The organism is Klebsiella sp. HC6, from assembly GCF_022605325.1.
In the GTDB taxonomy this organism is placed as follows: Bacteria; Pseudomonadota; Gammaproteobacteria; order Enterobacterales; family Enterobacteriaceae; genus Klebsiella; species Klebsiella terrigena.
In genome coordinates this window covers 5,482,667-5,501,703 of sequence record NZ_CP093276.1, presented here as the reverse complement: position 1 = coordinate 5,501,703, position 19,037 = coordinate 5,482,667, and the positions used below count along the sequence as shown (strand labels likewise).

The window sequence follows — 19,037 nt, the reverse complement described above, 5'->3', positions numbered from 1 at the left end:
CGTATCAGCGAAAAGAGGCACTATAGCACGCAAGATGCGGGGGATTAATGAAACGGGCCACGATGTGGCCCGAATTTAAGCAGATTTACAGCACGATGCCGCCGATAATGAACCCCAAAATAACGCACAGGGTAATGGCGATCACCCCGGGGATCAGGAAGGCGTGGTTGAAGACGTACTTGCCGATGCGGGTAGAGCCTGTGTCATCCATTTCGACCGCCGCCAGCAGCGTCGGGTAGGTCGGCAGGACGAACAGCGCGGAGACCGCGGCAAAAGAGGCAATAGCGGTCAGCGGGCTCACGCCAAGCAGCAGCGCCGCAGGCATCAGCGCTTTGGTGGTGGCGGCCTGGGAGTAGAGCAGGGTTGCGGCGAAGAACAGCACCACCGCCAGCAGCCACGGGTAGTTGTGCAGCAGATCGCCCGCCACCGCCTGGATATCAGAGATATGCGCCTTCACGAAGGTATCGCCCAGCCAGGCGACGCCCAGCACGCAGACGCAGGCGCTCATCCCGGATTTAAAGGTGCTGGCGTTCAGCACCTCGCTGGTATCAATCTTACAGGTGATGCTAATCAGCGTGGCGATGGTCAGCATGAAGACCACGATCGCTTCGTTACGCGGCAGCACCGGGTTCTGAATCAGCCCGACGGTATCGCTGATGGCGGTAGCGTAGAACATGACCGCGACGATCCCGATCAGGAACAGCAGCACCGAACGTTTGGCGTGCGGCTTCAGCTGGAACACCTGGCTTCCGCGCAGTTTGACTTCCCCTTTTGCCAGGCGCTCCTGGTAAACCGGGTCATCTTTCAGCTCGCAGCCGAGGAAGTTACACACCACGGCGGTGATCATCACGGCAATCAGCGTCACCGGAATACAGATAGCCAGCAGCGTCAGGTAGCTGACGCCCAGCGGCTCCAGAATGCCGGCGAAAAACACCACCGCGGCGGAAATTGGCGAGGCGGTAATCGCAATCTGCGAGGCCACGACGGCAATCGACAGCGGGCGGGAGGGGCGAATGCCCTGTTCCTTCGCCACTTCGGTGATCACCGGCAGGGTTGAGAAGGCGGTGTGGCCGGTTCCCGCGAGGACCGTCATAAACCAGGTGACCAGCGGGGCGAGAAAGGTGATGTACTTCGGATGACGGCGCAGCAGGCGCTCTGCAAGGCTGACCAGGTAGTCCATGCCGCCGGCAACCTGCATGGCGGCAATCGCGGCGATGACCGCCATGATGATCTCAATGACGTCGAAGGGGATCGCGCCGGGCTTGATTTGAAAGATTAAGGTCAGGACGAGAACGCCCAGACCCCCGGCGAATCCGATACCGATACCGCCCAGCCTGGCACCCAGGTAAATAGCCAGCAGGACAATGACGAGCTCTGCACCAAACATATGTTCCTTCCTTGTTTTTTAACAAGTTGATATTGAATTGTTGTGATTTCGTAAACCCAGAAAAGCAAAAAGGCATGTCATTGCTGACATGCCTTCGTTGAGTTTAACCTGAAAGCTTACTGTTCGCTTTCATCGGTAAAACGCTTTGCTTTATAGGCCGGGTGCATCAGGTTGTGCGGAGAGAAAATATCGTCCAGCTCCGTTTCGGTGAGCAAGCCTCGTTCCAGCACCACTTCCCGCACGCTCTTACCGGTTTCGGCGCAAATCTTGCCGACGATATCGCCATTGTGGTGGCCGATAAACGGGTTGAGGTAGGTGACGATGCCGATGGAGTTGTAAACATAGCTTTCGCACACCGCTTTGTTGGCGGTAATGCCGTTTACGCATTTTTCCAGCAGGTTATAGCAGGCGTTGGTCAGGATATGAATGGACTCGAACATCGCCTGACCGATAACCGGCTCCATCACGTTCAGCTGCAGCTGGCCGGCTTCTGAGGCCATCGTGACGGTGGTGTCGTTGCCGATCACCTTGAAGCACACCTGGTTGACGACTTCCGGCACCACCGGGTTAACCTTGGCCGGCATGATGGACGAACCCGCCTGCAGCTCCGGCAGGTTGATTTCGTTCAGGCCAGCGCGCGGGCCGGAAGAGAGCAGGCGCAGGTCGTTACAGATTTTAGACAGCTTCACCGCCAGGCGTTTCAGCGAGCTATGCACCATGACGTAGGCGCCGCAGTCGGAGGTGGCTTCAATCAGGTCTTCCGCCGGAACAACCGGCAGGCTGCTGACTTCCGCGAGTTTTTGTACCGCCAGCTGCTGATAGCCGTCCGGGGTATTCAGGCGCGTGCCGATGGCGGTGGCGCCGAGGTTCACTTCCAGCAGCAGCTCTGCGGTACGCAGAATGCATTTTGTTTCTTCGTTCAGCAGAACGTTGAAGGCGTGGAACTCCTGGCCGAGGGTCATCGGTACCGCATCCTGCAGCTGGGTACGGCCCATTTTCAGGACGTCCTGGAACTCAACGGCTTTGCTCTGGAAGCCTTCGCCCAGCTGGTTAATCGCGTCAGTTAATTTCAGCAGGGAGGCATACACCGCGATGCGAAAACCGGTCGGGTAAGCATCGTTAGTGGACTGGCATTTGTTAACGTGGTCGTTGGGGTTCAGGTACTGGTATTCACCTTTCTGGTGGCCCATCAGCTCAAGACCGATGTTTGCCAGCACTTCGTTGGTGTTCATGTTGACGGAAGTACCCGCGCCACCCTGGAACACGTCAACCGGGAACTGATCCATGCACTTGCCGTTATTCAGCACTTCATCACATGCGGCAATAATGGTATTCGCGACGCCTTTAGGAATGGTTTGCAGCTCTTTGTTGGCCATGGCAGCGGCCTTTTTCACCATCACCATACCGCGTACAAACTCGGGAATATCGCTGATTTTGCTATTGCTGATGTAGAAGTTTTCAATCGCTCTCAGAGTATGAACGCCGTAGTAGGCGTCAGCTGGAACTTCCCTGGTACCCAACAGATCTTCTTCGATACGAATGTTGTTTAACATGTGAACCTTCTTTTTCAAGCTGCCAATGAATTCACCAAATACGCAGAATTTATAGGATTTAGCGCATTTTCTCGCCGAAGATTATTTCCTTAATCGGCCTGGTGCCCACGATCATATGCTGATGATAGCGAATATCAGTAATCTTGATCACTTATTATGTAGTGGGGGCTATAAGAATTATTAATCTGTGAAATGAGTCACCGCTTTGCAGTTCTTGAAAAAAATAAGCGTTTCTGCTGATTGAAAAGTCCCGCGTTAGCCCAATATTGATGGGATGCGAATAGCACATCTTATAGCTGCGGGTGCCGATAGCGGCGCACGCTAATGAAGGAGACGCCGGTGCGTTGGATTCCGTTTTTTGCCTTTTTTTTATACGTTTATATTGAAATCTCGATCTTTATCCAGGTTTCCCATGTCCTGGGCGTGCTGCTGACGCTGATTCTGGTGATCTTTAGTTCGGTGGTCGGGATGTCGCTGGTGCGCAACCAGGGCTTCAAAAACTTCATGCTGATGCAGCAAAAAATGGCGGCCGGCGAAAGCCCGGCGGCGGAAATGATCAAAAGCGTATCGCTGATTATTGCCGGCCTGCTGCTGCTGTTACCGGGCTTCTTTACCGACTTCCTCGGCCTGCTGCTCCTGCTGCCGCCGGTGCAAAAACACCTGACCCTCAAGCTGATGCCGCATCTGCGCTTTAGCCGGATGCCGGGCGGCGGCTTCAGCGCCGGTACCCAAGGCGGTGATACCTTTGACGGGGAATACCAGCGTAAAGACGATGAGCGCGACCGTCTGGACCACAAAGACGATCGCTAATCCAGCCAGCCCGGCGGCCGCCGGGCGCGTGGAGTGACCAGCCGGATACGCGCAGAGCGATCCGGCTTTTTTTATGGCTGGGCGCCCGGGGTTTCGCTCAGCGACCGGCGCCGGGGTAAAAGCAGCCACAGCGCCACCAGCACAATCAGCGCGTACAGGCTTTTCCAGCCGACCATCGCCAGCAGCAGCAGGCACAGCAGGCTACCGATCGCCGCCAGCACCCGATAGCGCCCCTGCAGCAGCCGGCAGCCCGCCAGCATACACAGCAGATAAATCATAATAAAAATGCCGTTGGCGTAGACGATCAGCGCGTCGAGGTTGATATCGAGCCAGTAAATGCACAGGGTGCTGATGACGCAGCAGGCCAGCACCGCATTGAGCGCGTTGCGCGGGATTTGCCGGGCCGACAGGCGGGCGAGTCGGCTCTCAGGCCTGTACTGCGCCTGCGACCAGACCAGGCGGGCAAAACTTTGAATATAGATATTGAGGCTGGCGAAGCAGGCGAGGTAGCCAATGACGCAGGCGACCCACAGCGCCTGGACGCCGAACAGGCGCACCACGATATCAGGCAGCGACGCGGCGGCGGCCATGTCCTCGCCGAAGGCGTGAAAATGCAGCACCAGCACGGTGCAGGCCCAGTAGACCGTACCGGCCAGCAGCAGGCCAATCATCAGCGCGCGCGGAAAATCGCGCTCCGGGGATTTAAATTCCGAAGCCAGGTGGGCAAAGGCCTCGAGGCCGACAAAGCACCAGAACATGACCGACAGCGCGGCAAAAAGCTGCGACCGATCGACATCCTGCGGCGCCGGGAAGGGGATATGCGCCGGATCGATACCGCCGCGCCACCAGATAGCGACAATCAGGGCCACAATCAGGATTGCCACCAGCGTTTGCAGATTGGCGCTGGAGCTGGCTCCGCGCGAACCCACCCACCAGATAATGGCCAGCGTCCCCAGTTCGGCGAGCAGCAGCTGGCCGTCGTGCCAGCCAAACAGGGCCTGGCTGAAGCCGGTGGCGATATGCAACGCGGCGGGTAATCCCACCGGGATGACCGACAAAAACAGCCAGCCGGTCACGCGCTCCATGCGGGGGCCGAACGCCATATTGACGAAATGCGCCACGCCGCCGGCGCTGGGATAGTGGCGGCCGAGTACGGCAAAGACGATGGCTATCGGGAAAACCAGCAGGATCAGCGCCGGCCATGCCCACAGGCTGTTATCACCCGCAACCAGTGCGGCCAGAGCGGGAACGGCGAAGACGCCGGTGCCCAGTAATGATGTGGAGAGGAGGCCCACTCCCTGAGCCAGACCTAACTCCTGCTTCAAACCACCCATGATGCAACCCTGTCCCGGACAAAACCCGAATGGTACCACAATCGTTTTTGCTTATGACGTCCGGGCGACGCGCCGGGAGTGTGCGCCAGGGCACGCGAAAAAACTTTTTTTCAATTGGCCCCTTGAAGCGGTAAAACTCCATCCCCATCTCTCAGGTCACTAGCCGGAAACCGTATACGGGCCGGTGTCATCCATAACTGATAATGACTTTCTCAAAGGAGAGCTATCAATGAGTATTCGTCCGTTACATGATCGTGTGATCGTCAAACGTAAAGAAGTTGAAACCAAATCTGCTGGCGGCATCGTTCTGACCGGTTCTGCGGCAGCCAAATCAACTCGTGGCGAAATCATCGCTGTCGGTAAGGGCCGCATCCTGGAAAACGGAACCGTGCAGCCGCTGGACGTGAAAGTGGGCGATATCGTCATTTTCAACGACGGCTACGGCGTGAAATCTGAAAAGATCGACAATGAAGAAGTGTTGATCATGTCCGAAAGCGACATCCTGGCAATTGTTGAAGCCTAATCTGCGAACGACACTGAACATACGAATTTAAGGGAAAGATTAAAATGGCAGCTAAAGACGTAAAATTCGGTAACGACGCTCGTGTGAAAATGCTGCGCGGCGTAAACGTACTGGCAGATGCAGTTAAAGTGACACTGGGCCCGAAAGGCCGTAACGTTGTCCTGGACAAATCCTTCGGTGCGCCGACCATCACCAAAGACGGCGTTTCCGTCGCGCGTGAAATCGAGCTGGAAGACAAGTTCGAAAACATGGGCGCCCAGATGGTGAAAGAAGTTGCCTCTAAAGCGAACGACGCTGCAGGCGACGGTACCACCACCGCAACCGTACTGGCTCAGGCGATCATCGCTGAAGGCCTGAAAGCCGTTGCTGCGGGCATGAACCCGATGGATCTGAAACGTGGTATCGACAAAGCCGTCGTTGCTGCCGTTGAAGAGCTGAAATCCCTGTCCGTACCGTGCTCCGACTCTAAAGCGATTGCTCAGGTTGGTACCATCTCCGCTAACTCCGACGAAACCGTAGGTAAACTGATCGCTGAAGCGATGGATAAAGTCGGTAAAGAAGGCGTGATCACCGTTGAAGACGGTACCGGTCTGGAAGACGAACTGGACGTGGTTGAAGGTATGCAGTTCGACCGCGGCTACCTCTCTCCGTACTTCATCAACAAGCCGGAAACCGGTGCCGTTGAGCTGGAAAGCCCGTTCATCCTGCTGGCTGACAAAAAAGTTTCCAACATCCGCGAAATGCTGCCGGTTCTGGAAGCCGTAGCGAAAGCCGGCAAACCGCTGGTTATCATCGCTGAAGACGTTGAAGGCGAAGCGCTGGCAACGCTGGTGGTTAACACCATGCGCGGCATCGTTAAAGTGGCTGCGGTTAAAGCACCAGGCTTCGGCGACCGTCGTAAAGCTATGCTGCAGGACATCGCGACTCTGACCGGCGGTACCGTTATCTCTGAAGAGATCGGTATGGAGCTGGAAAAAGCGACGCTGGAAGACCTGGGTCAGGCAAAACGCGTTGTGATCAACAAAGACACCACCACCATCATCGATGGCGTGGGTGAAGAAGGCGCTATCCAGGGCCGCGTGACTCAGATCCGTAAGCAGATCGAAGAAGCGACTTCTGACTACGACCGTGAAAAACTGCAGGAACGCGTTGCTAAACTGGCAGGCGGCGTTGCGGTTATCAAAGTCGGTGCAGCTACCGAAGTTGAAATGAAAGAGAAGAAAGCACGCGTTGACGATGCCCTGCACGCGACCCGTGCTGCGGTAGAAGAAGGCGTGGTTGCCGGTGGTGGCGTTGCGCTGGTGCGCGTTGCGGCTAAACTGGCTGGCCTGACTGCTCAGAACGAAGATCAGAACGTCGGTATCAAAGTTGCGCTGCGCGCAATGGAAGCTCCGCTGCGTCAGATCGTTGCCAACGCCGGTGAAGAACCGTCTGTGGTAACTAACAACGTGAAAGCGGGCGAAGGTAACTACGGTTACAACGCGGCGACTGAAGAATACGGCAACATGATCGACTTCGGTATCCTCGACCCAACTAAAGTGACCCGTTCTGCTCTGCAGTACGCGGCCTCCGTTGCTGGTCTGATGATCACGACCGAGTGCATGATTACCGATCTGCCGAAAAGCGACGCAGCTGATTTAGGCGCTGCTGGCGGCATGGGCGGTATGGGTGGCATGGGCGGCATGATGTAATCGTGCGCTCTACCCCTTAGAAACAAAGAAACCCCCGGGCAGAAATGCTCGGGGGTTTTTCTTTTTTCCGTCTTTTTAGTATAAGGTGTACATCCGGGCCAGCGCGTCCAGCTCATTGATCATGGGGAATAACATGCAGGTAAGATATTTAGCAGGGATTGTCGGCGCAGCACTACTGTTAGCGGGTTGCAGTTCCAGCAACGAACTGAGCTCAGGCGGGCAGAGCGTACGCTTTGTTGAAGATAAGCCGGGTGCGGATTGCCAGCTGTTGGGGACCGCTAGCGGCAAGCAGAGCAACTGGCTCTCCGGGCAGAACGGCGGTGAGGGCGGCTCTATGCGCGGCGCGGCTAATGCGCTGCGTAACCAGGCTGCGGCAATGGGCGGCAACGTGATTTACGGCGTCAGCAGCCCGACGCAGAACCTGCTGTCGAGCTTTGTGCCGACCGATAGCGAAATGAACGGTCAGGTCTATAAGTGCCCGAACTGATCGCTTTCCCCTCTCTCCGGTGGGGAGAGGGGAAGGAACGCTGGCTAGCTCTGTCGTAGCTGCAAATCCAGCGGCGTTTTGCTCGGCTCTCCGCCGATTTCTCGCGCCAGCTTCGGTACCATATAGCCTGATACCAGCGTCAGCAGCTCGCGCATGATGGCCCGGGCTTCTTCATCTTCGACCATAAAGTGGGCCGCGCCCTGGACCTTATCCAGCACGTGCAGGTAATACGGCATCACCCCCGCATCAAATAGCGCATTGCTCAGGTTAGCCAGCGTCTGCGCGCTATCGTTGACTCCCCGCAGCAGTACGCTTTGATTGAGCAGCGTAACGCCAGCCTGGCGTAAACGCGCCATCGCCGCGCGAAACTCAGCGTCGATTTCATTGGCATGGTTGATATGGTTCACCAGCAGTATCTGCAGCGAGGAGCGGGCGAAACGCGCAGCCAGCGCCTCGGTGATGCGCGCCGGGATGACAATGGGCAGCCGGCTGTGAATACGCAGACGCTTGACGTGCGGGATCGCTTCCAGCTGGGTGAGCAGCCAGTCGAGCTCATGATCTTTCGCCATCAGCGGGTCGCCGCCGGAAAAAATAATCTCATCGAGCTGCGGATGGGCGGAAATATAGTCCATCGCCGCCTGCCAGTTGCGCTTATTGCCCTGGTTATCAGCGTACGGGAAGTGTCTGCGGAAGCAATAACGACAATTTACCGCGCAGCCGCCTTTAACCAGCAGCAGCGCGCGGTTGGCGTATTTATGCAGCAGGCCGGGCACGACGCTGTGCTGTTCCTCCAGCGGATCGGTGGAAAAACCGGGGGAGGCGATAAACTCTTCTTGCGAAGTAAGTACTTGACGCAGAAGAGGATCGTTAGGGTTTCCTCGCTCCATCCGGGCGATAAAAGCCCGGGGAACGCGCAGCGCAAAGAGGCGCTTAGCATCGCGCCCCGCCAATAGGTTTGCATCAGCGTCTACATTTAAAAGATGCAGCAGTTCATCAGGACTGGTCACAACATCGGCAAGTTGCGTTAACCAATCTTCTCTGGATGGGGTATTTAGGGTTACAATATGCGCCATTTTGTGGCTTAGCTACCAATTAACAATTTCAGAGGGCCTTATGGCGACTTACTATAGCAACGATTTTCGTGCTGGTCTTAAAATCATGATGGACGGCGAACCTTATGCCGTTGAAGCGAGTGAATTCGTAAAACCGGGAAAAGGCCAGGCTTTCGCCCGCGTTAAGCTGCGCCGCCTGCTGACCGGCACCCGCGTAGAGAAAACCTTCAAATCTACCGACTCCGCTGAAGGCGCAGACGTTGTAGATATGAACCTGACTTACCTGTACAACGACGGTGAGTTCTACCACTTCATGAACAACTCCACCTTCGAACAGCTGGCCGCTGACGAGAAAGCCGTTGGTGAAAGCGCTAAATGGCTGCTGGATCAGGCTGAGTGCATCGTGACCCTGTGGAACGGTCAGCCTATCTCCGTGACCCCGCCGAACTTCGTTGAGCTGGAAATCGTTGAAACCGATCCGGGTCTGAAAGGCGATACCGCGGGTACCGGCGGTAAACCGGCGACCCTGACCACTGGCGCAGTGGTTAAAGTTCCGCTGTTTGTACAGATTGGCGAAGTGATTAAAGTGGATACCCGCTCTGGCGAATACGTATCCCGCGTGAAGTAATTCACGTCTCTGACGGTTGGCGCAGCGGGTTGCTGCGCCCCCTATAGCGCGCAAGGTATCGATAGCAGGCAGGGAAGATGAACAACACCTTAAAGCTTGTGGTATTGCTGCTGCTCAGCGGCGCCCTGCTGGCCGGCTGTCATACGGTCCACGGCGTGGGGGAAGATATCCGCAGCCTGGGGCACGCCATCTCTCACGCCGCCAGCTAAGCACCGACTTTCTCTCCTCTTCTTCTGAATTCGCGCTTCCCGGCGTACCGCATCGCTTTTGTTCTTAAAAAACGCTGAGATCCCTTCATATCGGGTCAGTTTGTCTATGCTTATAGGGCACGATAACTAAAACTGGTAAATAAGGATGACATTATGGTGAAAAAAGCGATTGCAGCGTTCTTTACGGTTTTGGCTCTCTCCTCTGTGCTGACCGCATGTAATACAACGCGCGGCGTCGGTCAGGATATTTCGGAAGGCGGCAGCGCCATTTCCGGCGCGGCGACGAAAGCCCAGCAATAGACCTGACGGTACGGTCGCCGGCCGTACCGTTCTTTTCATCTCCTGCGCTACTGTTTATAATATCCGCGTTTTTTCACTCACCTTGCGGGACGACCCGTAAGCGTACCGCATCCGGGGACGGCCCCATCAAGGAGCCTTATGTCCTGGTTAATTTTGTTTATCGCCGGTCTGCTGGAAGTGGTCTGGGCGGTTGGTCTGAAGTACACCCACGGTTTTAGCCGCCTGATACCCAGCGCCATCACCATCGTGGCGATGGTGGTCAGCATGGCGCTGCTGTCATGGGCGATGAAAACGCTGCCGGTAGGCACCGCTTACGCGGTGTGGACGGGGATCGGCGCCGTCGGCGCGGCGATTGCCGGTATCGTCCTGCTGGGCGAGTCCGCCAGCCCGATGCGTATTGCCAGCCTGGCGTGCATCGTCATCGGTATTATCGGCCTCAAGCTCAGCACCCACTAATAGCGCTGGTTGACCCAGATAAGCTTGCTCACGTCGAAGCCCTGCCGGGAGGCGATATCCAGCATCTGCTGTTTCACTTCCGGTGCGATTTTCGGCGTGCGCGCCAGCAGCCAGAGATAATCCCGATCCGGTCCGCACACCAGCGCATAGCGATAATCTTTATCCAGCGCAATCACGTTGTAGCCGCCGTAGAAGGGGCCAAAAAAGGAGACTTTTAGCGCCGCCCGATTGCTCTCGCCGGTGAAGTAGGCCACGCCATCCGTTTTTTGCCACATGCCGCGATCGGGGTTATAGCCTTTGTTGACGACGTTCAGCCCACCGTCGTCGCGCAGGCTGTAGGTGGCGGTGACCTTCTCCAGGCCGCGCTCAAAGCTATGGTCGAAGCGGGCGATTTCATACCAGGTACCGAGATAGCGCTGGGTATCAAACGGACTGACCACCGTCACGCCCTGCGGAGGCGTCGGGGTACTACAGGCAACAACCAGAAACGAGACGGCAACAGCGGCAATCATTGGCAGCAGACGCATACTATTTTCCTTACTGGTTTTTTGCTAAGTGTAGATTCTGGCGGGGAAAAAACGGGGAAATATTCTGCAAAAGAGAGCCCGGTAACACTCCGCTACCGGGCATCGGGAGGTTTAGATAAATAATACGCCGACCAGCGTGACCACGCTCAGGATGGCGGCCAGGCCGTAGAACACCCACTTCCCGTTAGGGACGTGAATTTTCAGGTCGTGCATGGCGTGATGAATGCGGTGTAGCCCGCACCACAGCGGCAGGACAATCATCAGGAAGATAAATGCCCGGCCAATAAAACTCTGGGCAAAGCCGAGCACGCGTTCGTAGCTGAAGGCGTCAGCTGGCGCCAGGCCCAGCGGCAGCAGGATACCGACCAGCAGTATCATCACCGGAGCAATAATGGCGCTCCACATGCCTCCGGCGCCAAACAGCCCCCAGAATACCGGTTCATCGGAACGTTTTGGGTTGGGATTGATCATTCCAGCCTCCTTACCAGAACAGGGCGATAAGCAGGATCGCCGCTGTTGCTACCGCAGTCACCACCCAAAGCCCTTTAATAACCGGCTCTGGCCCCATTTTCTCGCCTTTGACAATAATATTGGCGGCTTTCGGCGCCAGCTCAAACCAGGTTTTGGTGTGCAGCAGCGCTGCGCCGAGGGCGATCAGGTTGAGGATCACCACCAGCGGATTTTGTAGAAAGCCAACGTATCCCGCCCAGCTTTCCGCCCCGTGCTTGAGGGAAAATAGGCCATAAATCAGTATGATGCTGAACCAGACTGCCGGTACCGCCGTTCCTTCACGCAGCATGTAGAAGCGATAAAACGGCAGCTTTTTCCACCAGGTGGACGTCATCGGCCGCACGTAGGGCTTGCGTTTAGTCGTCATAATGCACTCCTTAGCGTGGTTTCAGGGTGGCGATAAGAAAGTCTTTCGAGCTCTCTACCTTGCCCTGCTGAATGGCGGCCGCCGGGTCGACGTGCTTCGGACAGACTTCCGAGCAGTAGCCCACGAAGGTACAGGTCCAGACGCCGTTCTGACCGTTAAGCTGCGCCATACGTTCCTTTTTCCCGTGGTCGCGGCTGTCCTCGTTGTAACGATGGGCGAGGGTGATGGCCGCCGGGCCGATAAACTCCGGGTTAAGGCCAAACTGTGGGCAGGCGGCGTAGCACAGGCCGCAGTTGATGCAGCCGGAGAACTGATGGTACTTCGCCATCTGCGCCGGAGTCTGTTTGTTTGGCCCCTGATCCGGGGTACGCGGGTTGCCGATAATATAGGGCTTAATCGCCTCCAGGCTCTCGATAAAGTGGGTCATATCGACCACCAGATCGCGCTCGATCGGGAAGTTAGCCAGCGCTTCGACCTTAATGCCCTTGGTGTATTCACGCAGGAAGGTTTTACACGCCAGCTTCGGCACCTTGTTGACCATCATCCCGCAGGAGCCGCAAATCGCCATCCGGCAGGACCAGCGGTAGCTGAGATCCGCCGCGAGGTTGTCTTTGATATAGCCCAGCGCGTCGAGCAGTGAGGTCTGCTCGTCGTAAGGAACCTCATAGAACGCGCTGTGCGGCGCGGTGTCCACTTCCGGGTTGTAGCGCACCACCTCGATTTTCAGGTTCTTCATCTCAGCCATTGGTCGTCTCCTTCTTCTCGGCTGCTTCCGCTTCTGCGCCGTATACGCGTTTTGCCGGCGGCAGAGTGGTGATCTTCACATCGCCATACTCAAGGCGCGTGGTGCCATCGGCATCGCGGAATGCGAGCGTATGCTTGAGGAAATTGACGTCGTCACGCTCGGTGCAGCCTTCATCCAGGCGCTGGTGCGCGCCGCGGGACTCTTTACGCGCAAGGGCAGAGTGGGCCATACATTCCGCCACGTTCAGCCCGTGACCCAGCTCGATGGTATACAGCAGGTCGGTATTGAACACGCTGGAGCTGTCGGTAATGCGTACGCGCCTGAAGCGCTCCTGCAGCTCGGCCAGCTTATCGACGGTTTTTTGCATCAGCTCCGGCGTACGGTAGATCCCGCAGCCTTCTTCCATCGACAGGCCCATCTCGTCGCGGATCTTCGCCCAGTTCTCGTCGCCTTCCTGATTGATAAGATCTTTCAGCCGTTTTTCTACGTCGGCGGTCTGCGCATCCAGCGCGCTCACGTTGGCTTCTTTTGCCTCCGCCGCTCGCCTGATGGCCTGCTCGCCGGCGAGGCGGCCAAAGACCACCAGCTCTGCCAGCGAGTTGGAGCCAAGGCGGTTGGCGCCGTGAAGGCCGACCGACGAGCATTCGCCCACGGCGAACAGCCCCTTGATGCGGCTTTCACAGTTCTGGTCGGTTTCGATACCGCCCATGGTGTAGTGCGCGGTTGGGCGCACGGGAATCGGCTCTTTAACCGGATCAACGCCGACGTAGGCCTTCGCCAGTTCGCAGATAAAGGGCAGGCGCTCCAGCAGCTTTTTCTCACCTAAATGGCGCAGGTCGAGATAAACCACGTCGCCGCGCGGCGTTGGAATGGTGTTGCCTTTACGCCATTCGTGCCAGAAGGCCTGGGAGACCTTGTCGCGCGGGCCGAGCTCCATATATTTGTTTTTCGGCTCGCCGAGCGGCGTTTCCGGGCCCATGCCGTAATCCTGCAGGTAGCGGTAGCCGTCCTTGTTGACCAGGATACCGCCTTCGCCACGGCAGCCTTCCGTCATCAGAATACCGGAGCCGGGAAGGCCGGTCGGGTGATACTGCACGAACTCCATATCGCGCAGCGGAACGCCGTGGCTGAGCGCGATGCCCATCCCGTCGCCGGTGACGATGCCGCCGTTGGTGTTGTAGCGATAGACGCGTCCTGCGCCGCCGGTGGCCATCACCACCGCGTTAGCGCGGATTTGTACCAGCGAGCCTTCCATCATATTCATCGCCACCAGGCCACGCGCCTGGCCATCGTCGACCAGAATATCGAGGACGAAATGCTCGTCGAAACGCTGGATTTGCGGGAACTGAAGGGAGGTCTGGAACAGGGTGTGCAGCATATGGAAGCCGGTTTTATCCGCGGCAAACCACGTGCGTTCGATCTTCATCCCGCCGAAGCGGCGGACGTTGACGCTGCCGTCCGGACGGCGGCTCCACGGGCATCCCCACTGTTCAAGCTGGGTCATTTCCGTCGGGCAATGATGGACGAAATAGTCGACGACATCCTGCTCACAAAGCCAGTCGCCGCCGGCGACGGTGTCGTGAAAATGGTACTCAAAGCTGTCATGATCCTGCGTCACGGCGGCGGAGCCGCCTTCAGCCGCAACCGTGTGGCTGCGCATGGGATAGACTTTTGAAATCAGTGCGATTTTGGCATTTGGATTAGCCTGCGCTGCGGCGATTGCAGCGCGAAGACCTGCTCCGCCAGCGCCAATTACGGCAAGATCGGCTTGAAAAGTTTGCACGACATTCCTCCAGTTTTTGTTTATTTCGCCGCCGGGCTGGCGAAAATGTGTCACTGCTCCTTTATAGGTAAAGAAGTATAGCCTTAGGGTCGGTAGGGAAAATTGACGTGTTCGATTTTTTTATCGATATGTGCGGTGATTTATCAGCGCTATTTATGCTTCCTGGCGCTTAATAAATTTACGGTATGCGTTAAGGGGGCGTTGGCACAAAATTTGTCTCACTCGCCGGTTACGAGTAGACTTCGTGCCCTTGTCTGAAATCGGAGAAAGTACCATGAGTGAAACGGCAACCTGGCAGCCGAGCGCGTCGATCCCAAACCTGTTAAAACGCGCGGCTGTGATGGCGGAAATTCGTCGTTTCTTTACCGACCGCGGCGTGCTGGAGGTGGAGACGCCCTGCATGAGTCAGGCAACGGTAACGGATATTCACCTGTTTCCGTTCCAGACCCGTTTCGTCGGCCCCGGCTACTCTCAGGGGATGGATCTCTATCTGATGACCAGCCCGGAATACCATATGAAGCGGCTGCTGGCCGCGGGCTGTGGCCCGGTATTCCAGCTGTGCCGCAGCTTCCGCAATGAAGAGATGGGGCGTCACCACAACCCGGAATTCACCATGCTGGAGTGGTATCGTCCGTGCTATGACATGTATCGTCTGATTAATGAGGTCGATGATTTACTGCAGCAGGTGCTGGAGTGCCAGCCGGCGGAAAGCCTCTCCTATCAGCAGGCGTTCCTGCGCCATCTTGAGCTCGATCCGCTGTCGGCCGATAAGACGCAGCTGCGCGAAGCGGCGGCGAAGCTCGACCTGAGCAATATCGCCGATACGGAAGAAGATAGGGATACGCTGCTGCAGCTGTTGTTTACCATGGGCGTCGAGCCGCATATCGGCAAGGACCGTCCGACCTTTATCTATCACTTCCCGGCAAGCCAGGCGTCGCTGGCGCAGATCAGCACCGAAGATCACCGCGTTGCGGAGCGCTTTGAGGTCTATTACAAGGGAATTGAGCTGGCGAACGGCTTCCACGAGCTGACCGACGCCCGCGAACAGCAGCAGCGTTTCGAGCAGGATAACCGCAAGCGTGCGGCCCGCGGCCTGCCGCAGCAGCCGATTGACGGCAATCTGCTGGAAGCCCTCAAGGCGGGCCTCCCGGACTGCTCCGGCGTGGCGCTGGGCGTCGATCGCGTGGTGATGCTGGCGCTGGGTGCCGAAAGCATCGGCGAGGTGATCGCCTTTACCGTCGATCGCGCCTGACCCGGCCGAATACCTCTCCCTGGCCGTCCAGGGCCTGCGCGCAGACCTGACCCGGCGCACGAGCCGCCGGCCAGGTTGAACCTACAGGCTGCCCGCCGTGCGGCTGGATTTCCCTGCTGAGGTCATCGCTCTGCTGCTCTTCCTGCCGTCAATGCTCTCCAGACGCATCTGGAACGGCGGGAACGGCATATCGATACCGTGTTCGCGATAGCCTGCCAGAATCAGCTTATGGATCTCGTGGCGCAGCGGCATGCGGTGACCCATCTCGGCGGCGTAAATACGCAGCTCGAAAATCTGAATCCCCTGCTGCAGATCGACGAGGAAGGCCTCCGGTGCCGGCGTATCGATAACCAGCGAACAGCGGTGGGCGGCGCTAATCAGGATCTGCGTGACCTCTTCGGTATTCGCATCCGCCGGGGCCGGCACCGTCAGCACCACGCGGGTGACGGAGTCAGAGAGCGACCAGTTGATAAACTGCTCGGTGATAAACGCCTTATTCGGCACGATAATCTCTTTCCGGTCCCAGTCGCTGATGGTCGTGGCGCGGGTGTTGATGCGGGTGATGCTGCCGGTCAGATCGCGGATGGTCACCGTATCGCCAATACGTATCGGCTTTTCAAAGAGAATAATCAGGCCCGAGATAAAGTTGGCAAAGATCTCCTGCAGGCCAAAACCGAGGCCGACGCCGAGAGCCGCTACCAGCCACTGCAGCTTCGCCCACTCAATGCCAATCATCGAGAAGCCCACCAGGCCGCCAATCAGCATCAGCAGGTATTTGGTAATGGTGGTGATCGCGTAGCCGGTGCCCGGCGTGAGGTCCAGGTGCTGCAGAATCGCCAGCTCCAGCAGGGCGGGGAGGTTGCGCACCAGCTGGGTGGTGATAATCAGCACCAGAATCGCGATCAGCACCGCCCCAAGCGTAATCGGCTCGATGCTTTCAACGCCCTGTACCGTTGAGGTCGCGTCCCACAGCGAGATATTCTCGAGGAAGCCAAACGCCGAGTGGATTTCTGACCACAGGACGATCACCGAGACCAGGGCGACCAGCATCAGCAGCGAGCGTACCAGCCGCAGCGACCGGATACTGATCGCATCGAGATCGATTTCACTGACTTCGATTTCCGCAGACCCTTCCGGGCTGCTGGAGTGCGCGGCCTCATCTTCGCCGCGCGCGCGTTGGGCCAGGATTTCCGCCCGGCGATGCTTGGCGCGATCGAAGGCCAGCCGGCGGCGCTGGATCAGCATCCAGCGGCGGATAATGTGATAGACCACGAGCAGTAAGAACCAGATCGCCACCGACGTTTCCAGCCTGGCCAGCAGCGCCTGGGCGGTCGCCAGGTAGCCAATGGCCGCCGCCAGCATGGCAATCAGCGGCGCGCCCAGCAGCAGGTTCCACAGCATGCGGTTAACCATATTATCGCCGCTTCCCGACTTATCGAGATACAGCGGAATACCGGCATGCTTGAGGCTCAGGGTGACCAGCGCCAGCGCCCCGCAAATCAGCAGGAAGCACAGGCGGCCGAGGGAGGCCGAGAACTCACGGTCGTTGAGGTTATCGAACATGATCAGCGCGATAATCAGCGGGACGATCAGCCCGATGCTCATCAGGTAGTAGCGCATGGCCTTGGTGACCCGGCTACGCGGCCAGCCGAAGTGGGCGATAAACAGGCCGTTTGGACGCGCAAAGGTCGCGCAAACCATCACCACCCACAGCAGCGGCACCGTGGCGGTGACGCTTTCGCCGATGGCGACCGCCAGCGGGAAGGGCCAGGCGGACTGCAGGCCATAGCCGAGCGTCATCCACAATACCGGCAGCGGCGAGGCCACCAGAATCGACCAGAACACGGTGCGCAGGGTGAGCCAGAAATGGTCCTGGGTCACTTTGCCCACGCGGGCGCTGGAACGCTCAAGGAAGTGGGTGAAGTGGCGACGCGAGCTGATGCTGAAGCCGACCAGAATCAGCGCGCCAAACAGCGGCAGCAGCGTCTCCTTGCTGGTTAACATCATCGCGCTGGCTTTGCCCAGCTGGCTGACGGTATCGAGAGAGACCAGGCGGCGCAGATCGTGAGCAATTTCCAGCGGCCATGAAAAACTGATAGGGCTGACGTCCGAGGTCCAGAACAGATAGCGGTGGGTCGCTTCGTTCATCTCTTTCAGGGCGTCCTCAAGCTGACCGTTGGCCACCTTGAGCTTGGTCAGCTCCAGAATCAGCGTATCGCCGCCCTGCAGCAGCGAGTTGAGCAGCTCGCTTTGCGTGCGCAGCTGCGCCTCAAGTATGCGATTCTGCTCGCTGGTCAGCTCCTGGCCGTCGGCCTGGCGCAGCTGGCGGAGCTGCGTCTGGCTGCCGAGCAGGTCCTCAAAGCGCAGCCGCTGCACCCGCAGCTGGGCCATCTCGGTATCCAGCTGCTGGGGTTTTGGCGTCTCCGGCAGTCGGGCGACCTGGGCGCGTAGCGCTTCGCCCAGCAGGCTGGAGGCGCCCAGCCACTGTGACTGCTCGCGCAGCGTATTGAGCGCCTGGCGCACCTGGAGCGTCTGGTTAGAGGCCTGACGCTGCTGGGAAGCCACCAGGTCCATGCGCTGAGCCTGCTGGTTCAGGGCCTGCGACAGCTCGCGGTTAACTTTAAACTGGGCCACCAGCTCCGGCGGCAGGTTTTCGCTGTTCTCTGCCAGCAGCTCGGTGCTTTCCAGCGCCTTTTCGGCTTCGCGCTGGCGCTGGCTATTGAGCTGATTACGCAGGGCCTGCAGGTAGCCGTCGAGCAGTTTGCTCTGCTTTTGCGCCAGATCGGCGCGCATGCGCGACAGCTCCTGGCGATTGTTGGCGGAGAGCTGCGCCAGATCCAGCTCGTTGACCAGCGCCTTCAGGCGCGCGGATTCCGCCTGCAGGCTAAGATTTTGCGCCTGCGCCAGCGGCGTATTGCTGGTCTGGGTGCCCACGCGGCGCTCAACCTCGTTCAGCTGACGGCGGGCGTCGGTTTGCTGCTGGGGAAGCTGGTTTAGCGAATCGGCGATATCGCGGGCGCGCTCCTGCTCCTGCTGGGCCTGACGGCTGGCTTCGAGCAGCTGGCTGCTGACCTGCAGGATTTCCTGATTCAGGGCATCGGTGGAGAGCGTCGTTGATACCTGGCGCGGTTCATCGGCCAGGTTGTTGATCTGCGAGCGCAGGGTCTGGAACAGCTTGGGGAAGTTATCGATAACCTGCTGGTACTGGCGCGTGCGCTCGAGGGAAGCGCTACGCTCCTCGAGCGCGTTCAGCGCGGACTGCAGCGCTTCAACGGTACCAGGCTGGGCGGGTTTTGCCGCCTTCGCCTGTTCCAGTTCCTGAGCTATCTGTTTAGCGTCGGGGGCTGTCGCTGCGTACGCCCCCAGACTGAGGCTCCAGGCCAGCAGGAAAATATATATCAGGCGCACGGCATAACCCTTTTT

At 58.0% G+C, this 19,037-nt stretch carries 19 protein-coding genes; 9 read left to right on the top strand and 10 right to left on the bottom strand.

The genetic code is table 11. The features are described from left to right. Nucleotides 1-85: 85 nt before the first annotated feature. Nucleotides 86-1,387: an anaerobic C4-dicarboxylate transporter gene (locus tag MMW58_RS26555; protein ID WP_045853385.1), complete on the bottom strand. Its 1,302-nt coding sequence runs from the start codon at nt 1,385-1,387 to the stop codon at nt 86-88. 116 nt (nt 1,388-1,503) lie between these two features. Then, entirely contained in the window at nt 1,504-2,940 is a 1,437-nt protein-coding gene (aspA, locus tag MMW58_RS26550; RefSeq protein WP_133601109.1) for an aspartate ammonia-lyase, read from the bottom strand. Nucleotides 2,941-3,279: 339 nt separating this feature from the next. Between aspA and MMW58_RS26545 the strand changes: the two genes are divergently transcribed. Continuing rightward, entirely contained in the window at nt 3,280-3,750 is a 471-nt protein-coding gene (locus MMW58_RS26545; protein WP_133601108.1) for an FxsA family protein, read from the top strand. 71 nt (nt 3,751-3,821) lie between these two features. On the opposite strand, the gene yjeH is transcribed toward MMW58_RS26545, so the two are convergent. Then, nucleotides 3,822-5,084, bottom strand: a complete 1,263-nt coding sequence (gene yjeH / locus MMW58_RS26540; RefSeq protein WP_241722436.1) for an L-methionine/branched-chain amino acid transporter — start codon at nt 5,082-5,084, stop codon at nt 3,822-3,824. Nucleotides 5,085-5,313: 229 nt separating this feature from the next. On the opposite strand from yjeH, the gene MMW58_RS26535 reads away from it, so the two are divergent. The 3 genes from MMW58_RS26535 (at nt 5,314) to MMW58_RS26525 (ending at nt 7,785) form a co-directional block, all read left to right on the top strand. Beyond that, the gene (locus MMW58_RS26535) at nt 5,314-5,607 is read left to right on the top strand and encodes a co-chaperone GroES (protein WP_003855929.1); all 294 of its coding nucleotides are present in this window, start codon (nt 5,314-5,316) and stop codon (nt 5,605-5,607) included. A 44-nt stretch (nt 5,608-5,651) separates the two neighbouring features. Next, nucleotides 5,652-7,298, top strand: a complete 1,647-nt coding sequence (groL, locus tag MMW58_RS26530; RefSeq protein ID WP_041143689.1) for a chaperonin GroEL — start codon at nt 5,652-5,654, stop codon at nt 7,296-7,298. A 133-nt stretch (nt 7,299-7,431) separates the two neighbouring features. Then, nucleotides 7,432-7,785 (top strand): DUF4156 domain-containing protein, encoded by a 354-nt coding sequence (locus MMW58_RS26525; RefSeq protein WP_041143690.1) that lies wholly within the window; start codon nt 7,432-7,434, stop codon nt 7,783-7,785. A gap of 44 nt (nt 7,786-7,829) precedes the next feature. Here the strand turns inward: MMW58_RS26525 and epmB are convergent, their stop codons facing one another. Further along, entirely contained in the window at nt 7,830-8,858 is a 1,029-nt protein-coding gene (epmB, locus tag MMW58_RS26520) for an EF-P beta-lysylation protein EpmB (protein WP_241722435.1), read from the bottom strand. 40 nt (nt 8,859-8,898) lie between these two features. Between epmB and efp the strand changes: the two genes are divergently transcribed. The 4 genes from efp (at nt 8,899) to sugE (ending at nt 10,430) form a co-directional block, all read left to right on the top strand. After that, entirely contained in the window at nt 8,899-9,465 is a 567-nt protein-coding gene (gene efp, locus MMW58_RS26515) for an elongation factor P (RefSeq protein WP_041143692.1), read from the top strand. A 77-nt stretch (nt 9,466-9,542) separates the two neighbouring features. Then, nucleotides 9,543-9,674 (top strand): entericidin A/B family lipoprotein, encoded by a 132-nt coding sequence (locus MMW58_RS26510; protein ID WP_041143693.1) that lies wholly within the window; start codon nt 9,543-9,545, stop codon nt 9,672-9,674. 153 nt (nt 9,675-9,827) lie between these two features. Further along, entirely contained in the window at nt 9,828-9,974 is a 147-nt protein-coding gene (gene ecnB, locus MMW58_RS26505) for a lipoprotein toxin entericidin B (protein WP_004097935.1), read from the top strand. 138 nt (nt 9,975-10,112) lie between these two features. Continuing rightward, nucleotides 10,113-10,430 (top strand): quaternary ammonium compound efflux SMR transporter SugE, encoded by a 318-nt coding sequence (gene sugE / locus MMW58_RS26500; protein ID WP_041143694.1) that lies wholly within the window; start codon nt 10,113-10,115, stop codon nt 10,428-10,430. Here the strand turns inward: sugE and MMW58_RS26495 are convergent. The 5 genes from MMW58_RS26495 to frdA form a co-directional block, all read right to left on the bottom strand. Continuing rightward, nucleotides 10,427-10,957, bottom strand: coding sequence for a lipocalin family protein (locus MMW58_RS26495; RefSeq protein WP_133601103.1), 531 nt, complete (start codon nt 10,955-10,957; stop codon nt 10,427-10,429). The genes sugE and MMW58_RS26495 overlap by 4 nt on opposite strands. A gap of 111 nt (nt 10,958-11,068) precedes the next feature. After that, nucleotides 11,069-11,428 (bottom strand): fumarate reductase subunit FrdD, encoded by a 360-nt coding sequence (gene frdD / locus MMW58_RS26490; RefSeq protein WP_041143696.1) that lies wholly within the window; start codon nt 11,426-11,428, stop codon nt 11,069-11,071. A gap of 10 nt (nt 11,429-11,438) precedes the next feature. Continuing rightward, a complete protein-coding gene (gene frdC / locus MMW58_RS26485; RefSeq protein ID WP_133601102.1) occupies nt 11,439-11,834 on the bottom strand; it encodes a fumarate reductase subunit FrdC in 396 nt (131 codons plus the stop codon). 10 nt (nt 11,835-11,844) lie between these two features. Beyond that, on the bottom strand, nt 11,845-12,579 hold the full coding sequence (gene frdB / locus MMW58_RS26480) for a fumarate reductase iron-sulfur protein (protein ID WP_095104434.1): 735 nt from the start codon (nt 12,577-12,579) through the stop codon (nt 11,845-11,847). After that, nucleotides 12,572-14,362 (bottom strand): fumarate reductase (quinol) flavoprotein subunit, encoded by a 1,791-nt coding sequence (frdA, locus tag MMW58_RS26475; RefSeq protein WP_133601101.1) that lies wholly within the window; start codon nt 14,360-14,362, stop codon nt 12,572-12,574. Before frdA ends, frdB begins: the two co-directional genes overlap by 8 nt. A 274-nt stretch (nt 14,363-14,636) precedes the next feature. Here frdA and epmA point away from each other — a divergent pair, with 274 nt between their 5' ends. Next, nucleotides 14,637-15,614 carry an elongation factor P--(R)-beta-lysine ligase gene (gene epmA / locus MMW58_RS26470; RefSeq protein WP_095104430.1) on the top strand — a complete coding sequence of 326 codons (978 nt, stop codon included), beginning with the start codon at nt 14,637-14,639 and terminating at the stop codon, nt 15,612-15,614. Nucleotides 15,615-15,695: 81 nt separating this feature from the next. Here epmA and mscM read toward each other — a convergent pair whose 3' ends face one another. Beyond that, nucleotides 15,696-19,022 (bottom strand): miniconductance mechanosensitive channel MscM, encoded by a 3,327-nt coding sequence (gene mscM / locus MMW58_RS26465; RefSeq protein WP_133601100.1) that lies wholly within the window; start codon nt 19,020-19,022, stop codon nt 15,696-15,698. Nucleotides 19,023-19,037 lie beyond the last annotated feature (15 nt).

Coding starts and splice junctions, on each gene's coding strand:
- MMW58_RS26555 (WP_045853385.1), bottom strand. CDS start 1,387: ATGTTTGGTGCAGAGCTCGTCATTGTCCTGCTGGCTATTTACCTGGGT.
- aspA (WP_133601109.1), bottom strand. CDS start 2,940: ATGTTAAACAACATTCGTATCGAAGAAGATCTGTTGGGTACCAGGGAA.
- yjeH (WP_241722436.1), bottom strand. CDS start 5,084: ATGGGTGGTTTGAAGCAGGAGTTAGGTCTGGCTCAGGGAGTGGGCCTC.
- MMW58_RS26535 (WP_003855929.1), top strand. CDS start 5,314: ATGAGTATTCGTCCGTTACATGATCGTGTGATCGTCAAACGTAAAGAA.
- groL (WP_041143689.1), top strand. CDS start 5,652: ATGGCAGCTAAAGACGTAAAATTCGGTAACGACGCTCGTGTGAAAATG.
- MMW58_RS26525 (WP_041143690.1), top strand. CDS start 7,432: ATGCAGGTAAGATATTTAGCAGGGATTGTCGGCGCAGCACTACTGTTA.
- epmB (WP_241722435.1), bottom strand. CDS start 8,858: ATGGCGCATATTGTAACCCTAAATACCCCATCCAGAGAAGATTGGTTA.
- efp (WP_041143692.1), top strand. CDS start 8,899: ATGGCGACTTACTATAGCAACGATTTTCGTGCTGGTCTTAAAATCATG.
- MMW58_RS26510 (WP_041143693.1), top strand. CDS start 9,543: ATGAACAACACCTTAAAGCTTGTGGTATTGCTGCTGCTCAGCGGCGCC.
- ecnB (WP_004097935.1), top strand. CDS start 9,828: ATGGTGAAAAAAGCGATTGCAGCGTTCTTTACGGTTTTGGCTCTCTCC.
- sugE (WP_041143694.1), top strand. CDS start 10,113: ATGTCCTGGTTAATTTTGTTTATCGCCGGTCTGCTGGAAGTGGTCTGG.
- MMW58_RS26495 (WP_133601103.1), bottom strand. CDS start 10,957: ATGCGTCTGCTGCCAATGATTGCCGCTGTTGCCGTCTCGTTTCTGGTT.
- frdD (WP_041143696.1), bottom strand. CDS start 11,428: ATGATCAATCCCAACCCAAAACGTTCCGATGAACCGGTATTCTGGGGG.
- frdC (WP_133601102.1), bottom strand. CDS start 11,834: ATGACGACTAAACGCAAGCCCTACGTGCGGCCGATGACGTCCACCTGG.
- frdB (WP_095104434.1), bottom strand. CDS start 12,579: ATGGCTGAGATGAAGAACCTGAAAATCGAGGTGGTGCGCTACAACCCG.
- epmA (WP_095104430.1), top strand. CDS start 14,637: ATGAGTGAAACGGCAACCTGGCAGCCGAGCGCGTCGATCCCAAACCTG.